Source organism: Curtobacterium sp. MCLR17_044 (genome assembly GCF_003234435.1).
Classification (GTDB): domain Bacteria; phylum Actinomycetota; class Actinomycetes; order Actinomycetales; family Microbacteriaceae; genus Curtobacterium; species Curtobacterium flaccumfaciens.
Genome location: NZ_QKTC01000022.1, coordinates 1 through 16503 on the forward strand (window position 1 = coordinate 1; position 16503 = coordinate 16503).

The 16503-nt window shown below is 70.2% G+C and carries 13 protein-coding genes; all 13 read right to left on the reverse strand.

The features are described 5' to 3' along the window. The coding region (locus tag DEJ04_RS15100) for an Ig-like domain-containing protein (protein ID WP_111047616.1) at positions 1 to 5844 on the reverse strand (5844 nt) is incomplete at its 3' end. After that, positions 5841 to 7256 carry a serine/threonine-protein kinase gene (locus tag DEJ04_RS15105; protein ID WP_111047617.1) on the reverse strand — a complete coding sequence of 472 codons (1416 nt, stop codon included), beginning with the start codon at positions 7254 to 7256 and terminating at the stop codon, positions 5841 to 5843. The genes DEJ04_RS15105 and DEJ04_RS15100, both read right to left, overlap by 4 nt. Before the next feature lie 130 nt (positions 7257 to 7386). Further along, entirely contained in the window at positions 7387 to 8208 is an 822-nt protein-coding gene (locus DEJ04_RS15110) for a PP2C family serine/threonine-protein phosphatase (RefSeq protein ID WP_017885739.1), read from the reverse strand. 3 nt (positions 8209 to 8211) lie between these two features. Continuing rightward, the gene (locus DEJ04_RS15115; RefSeq protein WP_146248740.1) at positions 8212 to 9030 is read right to left on the reverse strand and encodes an FHA domain-containing protein; all 819 of its coding nucleotides are present in this window, start codon (positions 9028 to 9030) and stop codon (positions 8212 to 8214) included. Positions 9031 to 9055: 25 nt separating this feature from the next. Next, the gene (locus DEJ04_RS15120; protein ID WP_111047619.1) at positions 9056 to 9613 is read right to left on the reverse strand and encodes a hypothetical protein; all 558 of its coding nucleotides are present in this window, start codon (positions 9611 to 9613) and stop codon (positions 9056 to 9058) included. Positions 9614 to 9722: 109 nt separating this feature from the next. Further along, the gene (locus DEJ04_RS15125) at positions 9723 to 10493 is read right to left on the reverse strand and encodes a peroxide stress protein YaaA (protein ID WP_309148021.1); all 771 of its coding nucleotides are present in this window, start codon (positions 10491 to 10493) and stop codon (positions 9723 to 9725) included. Beyond that, positions 10490 to 10753: a F0F1 ATP synthase subunit epsilon gene (locus DEJ04_RS15130; protein ID WP_027465776.1), complete on the reverse strand. Its 264-nt coding sequence runs from the start codon at positions 10751 to 10753 to the stop codon at positions 10490 to 10492. The genes DEJ04_RS15125 and DEJ04_RS15130 overlap by 4 nt, the downstream gene beginning before the upstream one ends. A gap of 1 nt (position 10754) precedes the next feature. Continuing rightward, positions 10755 to 12209, reverse strand: a complete 1455-nt coding sequence (gene atpD, locus DEJ04_RS15135) for a F0F1 ATP synthase subunit beta (protein WP_017885744.1) — start codon at positions 12207 to 12209, stop codon at positions 10755 to 10757. Between the two features lie 47 nt (positions 12210 to 12256). Beyond that, positions 12257 to 13159 (reverse strand): F0F1 ATP synthase subunit gamma, encoded by a 903-nt coding sequence (locus DEJ04_RS15140; protein WP_111047621.1) that lies wholly within the window; start codon positions 13157 to 13159, stop codon positions 12257 to 12259. Then, a complete protein-coding gene (gene atpA / locus DEJ04_RS15145; RefSeq protein WP_027465778.1) occupies positions 13160 to 14788 on the reverse strand; it encodes a F0F1 ATP synthase subunit alpha in 1629 nt (542 codons plus the stop codon). Between the two features lie 108 nt (positions 14789 to 14896). Then, positions 14897 to 15691: a F0F1 ATP synthase subunit delta gene (locus DEJ04_RS15150; protein ID WP_111033768.1), complete on the reverse strand. Its 795-nt coding sequence runs from the start codon at positions 15689 to 15691 to the stop codon at positions 14897 to 14899. Positions 15692 to 15693: 2 nt separating this feature from the next. After that, the gene (locus tag DEJ04_RS15155) at positions 15694 to 16248 is read right to left on the reverse strand and encodes a F0F1 ATP synthase subunit B (RefSeq protein ID WP_111047622.1); all 555 of its coding nucleotides are present in this window, start codon (positions 16246 to 16248) and stop codon (positions 15694 to 15696) included. A 9-nt stretch (positions 16249 to 16257) separates the two neighbouring features. After that, a complete protein-coding gene (gene atpE / locus DEJ04_RS15160; RefSeq protein WP_017885749.1) occupies positions 16258 to 16500 on the reverse strand; it encodes an ATP synthase F0 subunit C in 243 nt (80 codons plus the stop codon). Positions 16501 to 16503 lie beyond the last annotated feature (3 nt).

A 16503-nucleotide genomic window follows, 5' to 3' on the forward strand; every position in this document is an offset into this window, starting at 1 on the left:
GGGCTGCTCGGGGGCGGGCTGCTCCGGTTCGGGTGCCGCTGCGACCGGGAAGGCGTCGGTTGCTTCACCCGCCTGGGTCGAACCCGATCCGTCGGTCGCGGTGACGTACGCGCGCACCTTGACGGACTTGGCGAAGAAGGGTGGCTCCGGAGGAGTCCCACCAGCGTCCCAGCTCGACGTCGTGGGGAAGCCGTTGCCGTCGTCGCTGGCGTACCAGTACGCCGTGTACCGCACCGTGATCCCGCTGCCGCTCGGCCCCGTCACGGCGATCGGCTGGCCCTGTTGAGCAGTCGCCACCGAGAGGTTCGCGTCGAGCGCCGTGGCGTTCCCCGTCCACGAGTCCGCATCGGACGAGCAGAAGCTGCTCCCCGGGCCACCGCAGGCGCGGACGGTCAACGGTGCCGAGACGTTCCGGGCGCCGGACCCGGGCACACCCGTCCAGGTCTGGCCCGGCTGCAGCGTGATCGGCTGCCCGCCGGCCTCGAGCTGGTAGTGGTGTGCTGGCCGCGACGAGGCGGTGACGCTCACGTTCCAGAGGTTCGTGCCGGCCGGGACGACGTCGACCGAGGGCCTGCCGGTGCCGGACGGCCGCTCGTAGGTCACGGCGTCGACGTAGTCCACGTTGCAGAAGTAGCCGTTGGTCACGGTCACCGCGTACCGGGTCGAGCCACCGCCGACGCCAGAGTCGCGCGTCGGACTCGAACTACCGAGCGAGTTCGAGGGCGGAGCAGCACAGTCCACGTTGCCGGATCGGAACACGGCGTACCGCAGGCCGGACCCGCCGGCGGCGTCCCCGGCGCTCCAGCTCACCGTCACCGTCGACCGGCCGGACGAGTCCGCCTGGTCCCCGGCGACCGCCTGGAGGTTCGTCGGCTTGCCCGGTGTCCCGACGGCACTGCCGGTGGCGGACGCGGAGTTCCACTGCACGACGGTGCCGTTGCGGTCGGCGTCGTTGCGAGCGGACACGGTGACCTTGTACTGGGCAGCGCTCTGGGCGCCGGTGAACGACGTGTTCGTGGCGGTGCCGGTGTGCCGCGTGCTCGACAGCCCGGGGCCCTCGATCGTGACGATGTAGTCGTCGACCGCGCTGCCGTTGTTCGGCGCGGACACCTTGCCCCACTTGACGTCGAGCTGGTTCGGTGTCGCCTTGCTCGGCGTGACCGTGATGCCCTTCGGGGGTGCCGGCACGAAGTCCGCACTCATCGGACCCGAGCGGGACGAGGGCTTCGAGTCACCGATCGCGTTGGTCGCCACGACCTGGAACCGGTACGACGCCTTCGGGTCGAGTCCGGTCAGCGTGCACACCGTCGCGGTCCCGCAGTTCTTCGAGACGCCGTTGGTCCCGACGACCCGGTAGCCCGTGATGGGCGAGTTGTTGCCCTGCGGGGTCGACCACGTGAGCGTGACCTGACCGCCGTCGTAGGAACCGGTGCGGGTGGGCGCACCCGGAGCGTCCGGGACGTCCTGCACCGAGATCGTGACGTCGCCCCAGACGTACCGGTCGGGGTCGTTCGTCGCGTCCGCCACCTGGTACTGCAGGTGGGCGTCGCCGGGCTTCGCAGTGTCGGCGACCGAGACCTGCAGGCGCGTGCGGTCACCACTCGGCGTGACGGTGACGCCGCTCGGCAGCCCGCCGGACAGACCCCGGATGTTCACGACGCGCAACCGCTCACCCGGGAACGGGTTGGTCGGCTGGTCGTTCGTGAGCACGTCGATGGTGGTGATCGCCCCGCGCTTCGTCACCGACCGGTCCGCACCGGGCTGGACCACCGGACGGGTGGAGGCGACGACGCCGACCGTGACGGTGCCGGCGCGACCGGTGTTGGCGTCGTCCGCGACACCGATCCCGATCGACGCGGTGGTGTTCTTCTTCGCGGTGTCGGCGACCGAGATCGTGAGCTCCTGCTTCGCGATCGACGCGGTCGTCCCCGCGGTTGGCCGGCCGACGATCGAGTACCGGAGCTCGGGCAGGTCCCTGGGGTACGGGTAGTCGGTCAGCTTCGTCAGGTCGATCTTGCGCGTCTCACCCGGCTGCATCTCGACCGAGGATCCCGTGAACGCCGGCGGCTGGTTCGACCGGGGCGTGACCGTGATCGGGAGCACGAGCGTGGCGACGCGGCCCTTGCCGCCGTTCGCCGACGAGCCGTCGGTGACCTCGAACGAGATCGACGCCTTGCCGTAGTAGAGCTTCGACGACGTGAACTGCAGCGTCGACGAGTCCACCACCAGACTCTGCCCGTTGGCGTGGGTGGCCTTGACCGTGCCACGGTCGGTGATCTTCGCGGTCTCGCCGTTCGCCGTCACGACGAAGTCCTGCAGCGGGATGCGGACGGTGGCCTCGCTCTTCACCGTGACCGCACCGGCGCTGCGGTTGATCTGGGGCAGGGCATCGTCGAAGCCCGGCACGTTGATGAAGCCGTAGGAGACGATGTCCGGGTGGTCGGCCCGGGCGACCGAGAACGGGATCACCTGCGAGTCGTCGGTCAACCGGACGGTGATGCGGCCGTCGTCGGTGGGCGTCGCGGTGTCGCCGTAGCCGGGGACGACCCCGACCCGGAGGTCGGCCGCGGTGCCCTCGGCGAAGAAGACGTTGTCGAGCACGTCGACGGTCACGCTCTGCCGGTGCAGGATGTCCTGCAGGTCGAGGGTCGTGTCGTCGACCTCGGGCCGGAGCGGCTGGGCGTCGGGGTCGACGGTCACCGTGAGGAAGGCCGTGCTCGACCCCCCGCTGCTGTTCGCGACGGTGTAGAGCACTGCGAAGTCACCGCTCTTCGCCGACTCCGGAGGCGTGACGCGGATCTGCTGCTTCCGGAGGACCTTGGCGGTGACGTCCTCGGCCGTCGGCTCGGCCTGCGCGACGGTCAGCTGCCCGCCTTCCGGGTCGGAGTCGTTCTGCAGGACGCGCACCGTCACCGACCCACCGGGGCGGATCGTGACGTGGTCGGCCTCGGCCACGGGGTTCGAGGCCTGCTCGGCGCGGGGTGCGATGCCGACCCGTACGGTGCCGGTGGCGCGGGCCCCGAGGGCGTCGACGACGGTGTAGGTGAACTCGTCGGTGCCGGCCGAGTAGTCGCCCGCCTCGTAGGTCAGGGCGTCCGAGGCGACGTCCGAGACCGACCCCTTGTCGGGGTTGGAGCCCACGCCGACCAGCTGGACGGAGTCGCCGTCCGGGTCGATCCCGTTCAACGGCACGCTGACACGCACCGACGACCCGGCGACGACGCGCGCGGTGACGGTCTGCGGGACGGGCGGGTTGTTCGTGGCGGCGTCGCGTTCGCGCACCGAGATCGACACCGCGGCGTCGGCGTACTGGCCGTCCGGGCCGGCGACCCGGTAGACGGCGGTGTAGTTGCCCGGCGTCTTCGGGGCGAGGTACCGCAGGTGGTCGCCGGAGACGAACAGCAGGCCGCCGTCACCGGGGACGTTCTGCACCAGTTCGGGCTGCAGCGTCAACGGCTCGCCCTCGGGCTGGGTGTCGTTGTCGAGCACGTCGATGTTCGCGACGTCGCCGACACGGACGGTGGCGCTGTCCGGCTGGGCGACCGGGGGCTGGATGCGGTCGGGCTTCGGGATCTCGACGACCGTGATCGTGCCGGGTGACGACGCCAGGCCGTTGGTCTCCGTGTACCCGAACGAGACCGGACCGTCGAGGGGCGCCGTGAGCGTGACACGGACTGTGTGCTGGTCGAGGATGCTCGCCTGCACGCCGCTGCCCCGTGGGGGTCCGTCGAGCGCCGTCACGAGCAGCACGCCGCCCGCCGGGTCGATGTCGGTCGCGGTGACGTCCGTGTCCTTGGTGGACAGGGTGTTCACGAACACCGTCTTCGGCGTGGTGATCGGCGCCGTCGAGGCATCCGGTGGCGCGAGGACGGTCACCCGGACGATGCCGCTCGAGGTCTTCACACCGTCGGTCACCGTGTACTCGAGCTGGTGGTCGCCCGCCCGATCCCCCTGCACCCGGAAGGTCCCGGCGTCGTAGCTCGGGGTGACGGTGAGCCCGGACGCCGACGACACGCTGGTCAGTGTCACGGTGCCGTTGCCACCTCGAACGTGGTCGAGCGGCTCGACCGTGAAGGCCTTGCCGGCGTACCCGGACACCGGGAACGGATCGGCGCGCAGCGGGACGGTGCCCTGCTTGGCGACCCGGACCGTCACGGCACCCCGACCGTCGGCGCGGCCGTCGCTCACGACCAGCTGCACGGAGCGCTCGCCGGTCCGGCCGCTGTCGTTCCGGAAGTCGAGCAGGCCGTCCGGCGTGGTGGACACCCGGTCGCCGTTCGACGCGGTCGCCGACTCCAGGTACACCGGGTCACCGTCCGGGTCGACCCAGTCGCCGAGGACGTTCGAGACGACGTGCCCGTTCTGGACGACGTCGGCCGAGGTGTCACGGACCTGCCGCGGCGCCTCGTTCTGACTGTCGGGGCGCACACTGATCCGGACGGTCGCGGTGTCCGATCCGCCGTTGCCGTCGGTGATCGTGTACGGGAACGTCACGGTCCCGGTGGCGCGCGACGACAGCGTGACCTGCAGGCGTTGACCGTCGCCGACGATCGCGACGCGGCCGGCGGACTTCGAGATGGCGCCGACCTCGCTCACGATGATCGGGTCACCGTTCGGGTCGTAGTCGTTCAGCAGGACCGGGAGGCTCGTGGTGCGTCCCGGACGAGCGCCCAGTTCGTCGTCCACCGCCACCGGCGGCTTCTGGTCCTTGTCGACCTCGGGGTCGTCGTCGGAGACCTGCTCCTGCTGCTGCTCGTCGTCCTGCTTGATCAGGTCGGCCCAGTTGTCGATGAGCTGCCCGCTCCGGTCGATCGCCCAGGAACGGCCGCTCGTCGGGTCGTTGGCGACGACGGTGTCGCCGTTGTGCAGGATCTGCAGTTCGCTCGTGCCGCCGGTGCTCGCCAGCCGCTGCAGCGCGTTGCCGTCACACGTGTCGATCGCCTGCCCGCCCGCCCACGCCGCGTACGTGCAGGAGCCGTCGACGTAGGGCCGCGCGGCTCGTCCGGCCACCTGGAGCGCGGTGGCGTCCACGGTGCCGGAGGCGCTGACGCGGACCAGGCCCGCCGTGCCCGCGACCGTGACCTGGGCCGTGCTGTCGGAGGACCGCTGGAGGGCCGGCGACGACCCCACCCGGTCGCCGAGTTCGACGGTGCGGCCGTCGACCGACAGGGCACCGCTCGTCCGGTCGAGCACGGCGAGGTGCCCGTCGAACGTGGCGACCTGGAAGTCGTCGCCGCGGTCCATGTCGACCTTCCACCGTTCGGCGACGGTGAGTGTCGTGCCGACGTCGACCAGCGACGCCGTCCCGGTCTTCGCGGAGTAGACCGCGACGTGGCCGTCGGAGGCGTCGAAGACGGTGTCGGCGCCCAGGGTCAGGTCTGCCTTGGCCGACGCGTCGAACTCGGCGAGGTCGTTCGCGGGGGTCGCCCAGAGCTCGCCCGTGTCGGAGTTGCCGATGACCGCGGTGTCGCCCGCGAAGAAGACCTGCGGCGTCCCCGCCGGCAGCGTGATCGCATCACCCACGGTGGCGTCGGCGACGTCGACCCGGGCGACCGTGCCCTTCGTCTCGTCCACGCTGTAGACGGTGGAGCCGCGCTGCAGCACGGACAGGTCGTCGCTGGCCGTCTCGACGGCGGTGTTGAGCTGCAGGATGCCGGTGTTCGCCCGGCCGACCGCGCCGTACTCGGCCGAGGGCACCCAGACCGTGCCGTCGCCGAGGTCGACGCGTTGCGTGTGGTACCCGGTGGAGACGATGGCGGTGGTCGCGACGACGGCGGCGACGAGCACCGAGGCACCGGTCGTCACGGCGGCGGAGCGGTGCTTCGCGAGGAGGGCGCGGATCACCCGGCGCTCCCGATCGTCGCGCACTTCTGCGCGCTCGCGGCACCCGTCTTGCCGTCGCGGTTCACGGCGACGGCGATGCACTCCTCGTCGCCGCGTTCACCGGAGACGACGAACGTCGTGCCGGTCTGCTGGCTCGACGACCCGTTGGACGAGATGACGTACGTGTCGCCGCTGCGCAGCCCGGGGTCGGTCCAGCTGAAGGACACGGACTGCGGCGACGGCTCGGCACGGACCTCGGCCACGACCGGGATCGCCCCGGCGCCGAGCCGACCGACGACGACGACGACCGTGGCGATCGCGAGGGCGGCGACCACGACGACGGCCAGGGACGTCGCCCAGACCAGGGTCGAACGGGTCCGGCGCCGGGCCCGCGTCACGGACCCGGTGCGGTGCACGGTGCCGACGCTGTGCGAACCGCCGGCCACCACCCCGCCCTGCACCGCACGGCGGGTCCGACGACGCCCGCCGACCCGGGTGGGTGGCTGCAGCTCACGGATCACGGTGCGCTCACCGTGCGGGGTCGGCGTCGAGATCGCCCAGGCCTCGACCGCGACGTCGGCGGACGTCTGGGGGATGCCGAGTTCGGCCTCGACCTGCTGGAACCCGCGGACGAGTTCGATCACCGTCGCGGGGCGTCCCTGCGGCTTGCGGGAGAGCGCCGAGGCGAGCAGGCGCTCCAGCGAGGGCGGCACGTCGGTGCGACCGGTGGGCTTCACGCCGCCCTTGTCGATCCGGTGCATCAGGTCGTTCGCACCGTTCTTGCCGCCGCGGATCTCGAACGGGCTGCGCCCGGCGAGGAGCGAGTACACGGTCGCCGCGAGGGAGTACACCTCGGACTGGATCGTGCCGCGCGACTCGTCGATCAGGACCTCGGGCGCGGACCACGGGATCGACATGCCGATCGGCTCGTCGGGGTCGGTACCCCCGATCGTCGCGGCGATGCCGAAGTCGGAGAGCACGGGGTTGCCGTAGGCCGTCAGCAGGATGTTCGACGGCTTGATGTCGCGGTGCAGCACGCCCTCACGGTGTGCGGTCTCGAGCGCCGACCCGATGCGGATGCCGATCGACAGCACCTCGGACACGGGGATCGGTTCGCGGCGGTAGCGCTCACTGAGGGACGAGGAGCAGAGCTCCATCACCAGGTAGGGACGGCCGTCAGCGGCGACGCTGGCCTGCAGGACGGTGAGGATCGACGGGTGCGTGCTGAGCCGGGCCATCAGGTTGGCCTCGGCCTGGAACATCTGCCGGACGCGGTCGTCGACGACCTCGTCCAGCAGCACCTTCACCGCGACCTGTCGTCGGGGCATGTCCTGCTCGTAGAGGAAGACGTCGGCGAAGCCACCGGACCCGAGGACGTGCACGGGACTGAAACCGCCGATCACGGGCGGGTTGGACGGCAGGCGTCTCGCCATGGTCCTCTCCTCCCCCGGCCGAGCGGCCAGCTCTCTCGACGTGGCCATGTCATTGTACGAAGCGTGGGTGACCGACATTCCGCACGCCGATCCCCCACGGCTCGACGTGTTCCCCCAGTTCGGGGGCCAGCTAGTGGCGCGGCAGCGTGTCCTCGAGGTCGCCGTCGTCCGGTGCGGCATCGACCTGCAGCACCACCACGGTGACGTTGTCACGACCGCCGGCCACGACGGCGTCGCCGACGAGGCGCTCCGCCAGGTCCTGCGCGCCGGGCTCGCGTGCCGCGATGCGCGCGATGCCGGCGTCGCCGAGCTCCTTGGTCAGCCCGTCGGAGCAGACGATGTAGCGGTCACCGGCCCGCAGGGGCAGGGTCCACCAGTCCGGTGCCGGCGGTTCGCCGAAGCCGACCGCACGCGTGATGACGTTGCTGTCCGGGTGCTGCTCGGCGTCCTCGGCACGCAGCAGGCCGGCGTCCACCATCTCCTGCACCACCGAGTGGTCGACGGTGACGCGGCGGAGCACGCCGTCCTCGATGCGGTAGGTGCGGGAGTCACCGACGTTGAACACGAGGGCAGCGGGCTGCCCGAGCGACGCCACGAGCGCGATCCCGGTGACGGTGGTGCCCGCACCGATGGCGTTGCCGCCGGCTGCACGCTCGATGTCGGCTGTCGCGAGGAGCAGCGCACGCTGGATGCCCTGACGCGTGGTGAACGGTTCGGCCGTCACCTGCTCGAGCCGACGCACGACCGCGTCACTGGCACGGTCGCCCGCGAGGTGCCCGCCCATGCCGTCGGCGACGACGAAGAACGGCGCGCCCACGATGTAGCTGTCCTCGTTGTGGTCACGCCGCCGACCGACGTCGGTCGCGGCTCCCCACGAGAGTGTCAGGGTGGCGCCGTCGGCACCGGGGACGTCGATGGCGTGCGCAGTGGCTGCTCGGCCGAGTTCGGTCACGTGTCAGGATCGCTCTCTGGTGGGTCGGGGCGTGCCGTGTGCTGTCTGATCGGAGGGCCACGGGGGAACCGGAGGCAGCCCCTCTGCCGTCGGTGCGACCCGGAGGTACGGCGAGAGGACCTCGATGGCGTTGCCGTCACCGATCTCGACTACCGTACCCGTCAGCGCGACGATCGACGCACCCGATGCCATGCGGTAGGCGGGTGCACCGGCCGGGCGGACGACGGTCCCGTTGGTGGACCGGAGGTCCTGCACGACGACGGCTTCGCCCTCGGCGTGCATCCGGACGTGGGACGACGACACCTGCCCGTACGTCGACCGCACGGTCACGAGTTCGGGCTGCGGGCCACGGGTGACCCGCGGCAGCGACGGCCGTCGCCCGATGACCACCGGGTGGTCGAGCCGGAAGGTGCGGTCGCCGATGCGGATCGAGGGCACGCGTGCCGTGGGGGCGGCGGGCACCGCCGGGACGGCCGGGAGGCCCGGGGCGGCACCCAGGAACGGGCTCGGCCCGGCACCGGGTCGCGCCGGCACCCGGACGACGGTGTCCTCCGGATCGACGTCATCCACCGCTGCGGGTGGCTGGTCGGTTGCCCCGGCTGCGGGCCGGATGACCGTGTCACCGAGGACCCCGTCGTCGGAACCGGGGTCGGGGTCGGAGTCGGGACCGGCTCCCGGGACGACGGGACCTGCGCGCCGGATGACGGTGTCGTCGACGGCGTCCGCCGTCCGGTCGCCCAGCGATCGTCGGGGTCGCCGGATGACGGTGTCCTCGATGTCGTCGTCGTACAACCGGAGCCCTCCCAGTGTGGTCTCCCCCACCGTAGACGATCCGGTCGACCCCACGTCATCGACGCTCCCACGACGGCCCGCTGCCCGCGACGACCGAGCGCAGGACGAGCCCCGCGAGCGGGTCGTCCGCGCGGGTCTCGAGGGCGTACCGGGCACGCGTCTCCGCCCGGGCCCACGACCCGAGCGCCCACGCACACCAGGCACCGAGCGACAGGGCACCGGCGGCACCCGACGATCCGTCGAAGGGGCCGTCCTGCGCCCGCCACACCCGCCACGCGTCGGCGCACCGGTCACCGGCGACCCGCACGCGGGCACGATCGGGAGCCGGGCCGAAACCGTGGAGCGCCGGCGGTGTCGGGTCCGCGAAGGGGTCGAACACCCGGATCGACCGGGGGTCCGGTGTGCCCTGCGCCGCGATGAACGGCACCAGGGCCATCCGGGGCGCGAGTGCGCCGCACGCGGTCACCACGGCCGTCGCAGCCGCCGTCGACAGGTCGGCGCGACCGGGCGCGACCAGCGCGGCCGCCGCAGCGGGGAGGGTGACCGCCGCGGCGATCTCGCGAGGGAAACGGACTGCGGAGCCGGGGCCGGACTGTGCCGTGAGAGGGATCATGCACGCCATCGAAACGTGCTGGGAGCCTCCAGGCAGGGTCGCCCCGACCATCTGTGGACCGGAGCGACCTCGCTCACGCCTGTGGAGGACGAGCCGACCCGGCACCCGCTCAGGCGGCGACGGGCTCCAGGCTCTCGGCGACCAGGTCCCAGCCGCCCTCGTTGCGCTCGACGACCACGTTGTTCGCGGCCGCCCAACCGACCAGGTCGTCCATGCTGCCGATGCTCGCGCCGGTGCGGGCGAGCAGCGCCACCAGGCGACCCTTCGCGGTCTTGTTCCAGTGGTTCAGCGCACGACGACGACCGGAGCCGTCGACACTCACCACCCGTGGTGCCACCGCTCCGGGCACGGGACCGAGCTGCCGGTACCCCTCGGACCTCAGGTCGAGCACCAGGCCGTCCGCACGGGTCAGCAGGGAACGGGTCGACACCGCGGGCCAGTGCGCGGCCAACCGGATCGAGCCGAGCCGCGAGTCGTGTGAGAGCCGGTACGCCGGGATCGGGTCACCGGCACCGATGGGGCCGAACATCGCGGACTGCACGACCACGTGTTCCGCCCACCACGCGCGGGTCGCAGCATCCGCGTCCTGCGCGCCCAACGGGTCGTAGAGGACCCCGGTGTACCGCTCGATCGCGGGCATGGTGCCCGAAGTGTCGAGCTCGAGGTTCCGGAGCCGCTCGGCGATCGACTTCGGACCGAGCTTGAGCGCCGTCCTGGCCGAGGACTCCTCGGAACTGACGAAGCGGGCCGCGGTGATCACCGCGGCCCGCTCATCGGCCAGTTCCGGGAACGAGAGTGCACTCAGATCGAGCGTGCAGCTCGTGTCCCCGCCCTCCCGCTTCGTCTCCGAAGGCGGGAGCAGGACGGTCAGTCCGGTCAGGACGCCAGCGCGGCCTGCCGCGCGACGATCGTCACCGTGTCGTGCTCGACCGACAGGAAGCCGTCCTCGGCGTCGACCGCGACGGTCGACCCATCGGCCCGCGTGATGCGGACCTGACCCTGCGCCAGGATCGCGAGCATCGGCTCGTGTCCGGCGAGGATGCCGATCTGGCCCTCTGTCGTCCGTGCGACGACCATGGTGGTGTCGCCCGACCAGACCTCACGGTCCGCCGAGACGACGCTCACGCTGAGACCCGCCATGTCAGCGGTTCTCCTTCTGGATCTGAGCCCACTTCTCTTCCACGTCGTTGATGCCACCGACGTTGAAGAACGCCTGGGTCGCAACGTGGTCGAACTCGCCGTCGGCGATGGCGCGGAAGGACTCGATGGTGTCCTTGAGCGGCACCGTGGAGCCCTCGACACCCGTGAACTTCTTCGCCATGTAGGTGTTCTGCGAGAGGAACTGCTGGATACGACGAGCGCGCTCGACCGTGATCTTGTCCTCTTCGGAGAGCTCGTCGACACCGAGGATGGCGATGATCTCCTGCAGTTCCTTGTTCTTCTGGAGGATCTGCTTGACGCGCGTGGCCGTCTCGTAGTGGTCGGCGCCCAGGTAACGCGGGTCCATGATGCGCGACGTCGACGCCAGCGGGTCGATCGCGGGGTACAGACCCTGCGATGCGATCTCACGGGAGAGCTCGGTCGTCGCGTCGAGGTGCGCGAACGTGGTGGCCGGAGCCGGGTCGGTGTAGTCGTCAGCCGGCACGTAGATCGCCTGCAGCGAGGTGATCGAGTGACCACGCGTCGAGGTGATGCGCTCCTGGAGCACACCCATCTCGTCGGCGAGGTTGGGCTGGTAACCCACGGCGGACGGCATGCGGCCGAGCAGCGTCGAGACCTCGGAGCCGGCCTGCGTGAAGCGGAAGATGTTGTCGATGAAGAGGAGCACGTCCTGCTTCTGGACATCGCGGAAGTACTCCGCCATCGTCAGCGCCGACAGGGCCACGCGGAGACGCGTTCCCGGCGGCTCGTCCATCTGGCCGAACACGAGGGCCGTCTTGTCGAAGACACCCGCCTCTTCCATCTCACCGATGAGGTCGTTGCCCTCACGGGTGCGCTCACCGACACCGGCGAACACCGACACACCGCCGTGGTCCTGCGCGACGCGCTGGATCATCTCCTGGATGAGGACGGTCTTGCCGACGCCCGCACCACCGAAGAGGCCGATCTTGCCACCCTGCACGTACGGGGTGAGGAGGTCGATGGACTTGATGCCGGTCTCGAACATCGAGGTCTTGGACTCGAGCTGGTCGAAGGCCGGGGCCTTGCGGTGGATCGGCCAGCGCTCGGTGATCTCGAGCTTCTCGTCCGTGTTGAGCACGTTCCCGAGGACGTCGAAGACCTTGCCCTTGGTGACGTCGCCGACGGGGACCGAGATCGGAGCGCCCGAGTCACGGACCTCCTGGCCACGGACCAGGCCGTCGGTCGGCTTCAGGGAGATGGCACGGACGAGGTCGTCGCCGAGGTGCTGCGCGACCTCGAGGCCGATCTCCTGCGACGAGTCACCGATGGTGATGGTCGTGAACAGGAGGTTGTACATCTCCGGGATTGCGTCGTGGGGGAACTCGATGTCGACGACGGGGCCCGTGACACGGGCGATCCGGCCGACACCGGGCGCCGACGACGTCTCGACCGCGGTGGTTGCGGTGTCGGTCATGGCTGGTGCCTTCCTGAGGGTGGGTATATGTCCGCGAACGACGCGGACTACTTCTTCTTCGACGAGAGGGCGTCGGCGCCGCCGACGATCTCGGAGATCTGCTGGGTGATCTCCGCCTGACGCGCGTTGTTCGCGAGTCGGGTGAAGTCACGGATCAGCGAGTCGGCGTTGTCGCTGGCCGCCTTCATCGCCTTCTGACGCGCGGCGTGCTCGGAAGCAGCCGACTGCAGCATGGCGTTGAAGATGCGGCTCTCGATGTAGACCGGGAGCAGCGAGTCGAGCACCGCATCGGCGTCCGGCTCGAACTCGTAGAGCGGCAGGGGCTCGTTGCCCTCGGGCTCGTCGATGCCCTCGACGACCTCGAGGGGCAGCAGGCGAACGACCTGCGGCTCCTGGGTCGCCAGGCTGATGAACCGGTTGAACACGATGTGGATCTCGTCCACGCCGCCGTCAGCAGTGTCCTGGAGGAACTTCGCCACGACGGCGTCGCCGATCTCCTTGGCCGTCGAGAACTCCGGCTGGTCGGTGTTGCCGACCCACTGCTGCTCGGACGGACGCTCACGGAACGCGAAGTACCCGACGGACTTGCGGCCGACCAGGTAGTAGACGACGTCCTTGCCCTCGCTGCGGAGCAGGGAGGCGAGCTCCTCGCCATGCTTGAGGACGTTCGTGCTGAACGCGCCGTTCAGGCCGCGGTCCGAGGTGAAGAGCACGACGGCTGCACGGGTCGACGACTCCGGCTCGGTGGTCAGCACGTGGTCGACGTTCGAGAACGTCGCCACGGCCGACACCGCACGCGTGACGGCCCGCGAGTACGGACCGGACGCAGCCATGCGGGCCTGCGCCTTCTGGATCCGCGACGCCGAGATCAGCTCCATGGCGCGGGTGACCTTCTTCGTGGTCTTCGCCGACTTGATCCGCTGGCGGTAGACCCGGACCTGCGCTGCCATCTAGCGACGACCCTTGACGATCTGCTCCTGGTCGACGTCCTCGGCGTCAGCCGCGTCGAACTGCTCGGAGCCGAGGGTCTTGCCGTCGCTCGTCTGGAAGCTCTTCGTGAACTCGTCGATCTGCTTGTCCATCTCGGCGACGGTCTCGTCGCTGAGCTGGTTCGTCTCGCGCAGCGTCGTGAGGACGTCGGAGTTGCGACGCAGGTGGTCGAGCAGTTCGGACTCGAAGCGGAGCACGTCCGGCACCGGGACGGTGTCGAGCTTGCCGTTCGTGCCGGCCCAGATCGAGACGACCTGCTCCTCGACCGGGTACGGCGAGTACTGCGGCTGCTTGAGGAGCTCGGTCAGACGCGCACCGCGCTCCAGCTGACGACGCGACGCCTGGTCGAGGTCGGACGCGAACATCGCGAACGCCTCGAGCGAGCGGTACTGCGCCAGCTCGAGCTTCAGCGTGCCGGAGACCTTCTTGATCGACTTCACCTGAGCGTCACCACCGACGCGGGACACCGAGATGCCCACGTCGACGGCCGGACGCTGGTTCGCGTTGAAGAGGTCCGACTGCAGGAAGATCTGGCCGTCGGTGATGGAGATGACGTTGGTCGGGATGTACGCCGAGACGTCGTTCGCCTTGGTCTCGATGATCGGGAGACCCGTCATCGAACCGGCGCCGAGCTCGTCGGACAGCTTCGCGCAACGCTCCAGCAGACGGGAGTGCAGGTAGAAGACGTCACCCGGGTAGGCCTCGCGGCCCGGCGGACGACGCAGGAGGAGCGACACCGCACGGTAGGCCTCGGCCTGCTTCGACAGGTCATCGAAGATGATGAGGACGTGCTTGCCCTGGTACATCCAGTGCTGGCCGATGGCCGAACCGGTGTACGGGGCGAGGTACTTGAAGCCGGCCGGGTCGGAGGCCGGAGCGGCGACGATGGTGGTGTACTCCATCGCACCGGCGTCCTCGAGCGCACCCTTCACGGAGGCGATCGTGGAGCCCTTCTGACCGATGGCGACGTAGATGCAGCGAACCTGCTTCTCCTCGTCGCCGGACTCCCAGTTGGCCTTCTGGTTGATGATCGTGTCGATCGCGATGGCCGTCTTGCCGGTCTGGCGGTCGCCGATGATCAGCTGACGCTGACCACGGCCGACGGGGATCATCGCGTCGATGGCCTTGATGCCGGTCTGCAGCGGCTGGTGGACCGACTTGCGGGCCATGACGCCGGGAGCCTGGAGCTCGAGGGCACGACGGCCCTCTGCGGCGATCTCGCCGAGACCGTCGATCGGGGCGCCGAGCGGGTCGACGACGCGACCGAGGAAGGCGTCGCCGACGGGGGCGGAGAGGACCTCACCCGTGCGGGTGACCTCCATGCCCTCCTCGATGCCGCCGAACTCGCCGAGCACGATGGCGCCGATCTCGTCTTCATCGAGGTTCTGCGCCAGGCCGAGCGTGCCGTCCGCGAAGCGGATGAGCTCGTTCGCCATGACGCCGGGGAGACCCTCGACGTGGGCGATGCCGTCACCGGCGTCGGTGACGTGCCCGACCTCGGCCGTGGAGGCCTTCGTCGGCTCGTAGTTCGAGACGAAGTCCTTCAGGGCATCACGGATCTCATCGGGGCTGATGGTGATGTCTGCCATGGGATTTTCCTTGTGGTTTTCCGGGGCCCTTCGGCTCCGAGAGGGTGACGCTGCCGGACTCGGCAGTTCCCGTTGTGGACTTGGGGAGGAGCGGCTTCGACCGTACGCCTAGCCGGCGAGCTGGAGCCGGAGCTCCGAGAGTCGCGTGGACACGGTGCCGTCGATGACGTCGCCGCCGATCTGCACCCGGACCCCGCCGACGACCGTGGGGTCGACGACCTGGTTGATGCTGATGTCCTTGCCGTACCGCTCGGACAGACCGCGCGTGACGCGGGCCGACTGGGCGGGGGTCAGTGGCGTCGCCGTGACGACGGTCGCGACGAGCTTGCCGGCCTGCTCGGCCACGATGCGCGAGGCATCACGGACGATCTCACCGATGCGGCGGCCGCGGGGCTGCTGCACCAGGGCCGACACGATCGTGATCGTCTGCTCCGATGCCTTGGCACCGAGGAGCCGCTCGACGAGCGCGCCCTTCTGCTGGGGGCTGCCGAGCTTGGTGCCGAGCGCCAGCTCGAGGCCGGCGTCCGAGCGGACGGCGGTCTCGAAGGCGAACAGCTCCGACTCGATCGACGAGTCCGGACCCGCGGTGGCGGCGACGGCGCGGATGCCCGCGTCCTCGATGCCCGCGAGCAGGTCCTGCTGCGAGGACCAGCGCGAGCCGGCCACCGCGGTCAGGACCGCACGCGTCGCGTCCGACTGTCCGGCGAAGACACGGTCGATGAGGACCTTCTTGCCGGCCGCGTCGGCCGTGGGGTCGGACAGCAGCCCGAGCAGCTGCGGCGCACCGGCGATCGCACGCCCGGAGGCGAGGATCTCGGCACCCGCGGCCAGGCCGGCGCTCGGACCGAGGTCCGACAGCACCGCCCTGGTGGACGCGAGTGCTTCTCTGGTAGCGCTGCGCATGCTCAGTGCTCCCCCGTCTTCGTGGCCTGCGAGGCCTCGAGGTCTGCGAGGAAGCGGTCGACCACTGCGGTCGACTTGGCGTCGTCCTTGAGGGATTCACCGATCACACCGGACGCGAGGTCCAGCGCGAGGGTGCCCACTTCGGACCGGAGTGCCTGGACGGCGCTCTGGCGCTCGGCCTCGATCTGCGCCTGGGCGTTGGCCGTGATGCGTGCTGCATCGGCGGCCGCCTGCTCGCGGACCTCGTTGCCGATCGCCGTGGCGTCGGCGCCGGCCTGCTCACGGATGCGCGAAGCCTCGGCACGTGCGTCAGCGAGCTGCTTGTTGTACTCGTCGAGCGCAGCAGCGGCCTGCTCCTGAGCGGCCTCGGCCTTCTTGATGCCGCCCTCGATGGCCTCGGTGCGCTCATCGAGCATCTTCGTGATGCGCGGCGTGACGACACGCCACATCACCAGGAAGATGATGACGAAGGCAAGCGCCGACCAGACGACGTCGTACAACGGCGGGATCAGCGGGTTGTGCGTCTCCTCCGCCGCGATGATGAGTGCGTTGTGCATCGAGGAGCCTTAGTTGGTGCCGGTGAAGATGAAGTACGTGGCGATACCGATGAAGGCCAGGGCCTCGGTGAAGGCGATACCGATGTACATGAGGGTCGTCAGGCGGCCCTGGAGCTCGGGCTGGCGAGCGACGGACTCGATCGTCTTACCGACGACGATGCCGACACCGATGGCCGGGCCGATCGCTGCGAGGCCGTAGCCAACCGTCGCGATGTTGCCGTTGATCTCCGCGAGAACGGTCGTTGCGTCCACGTG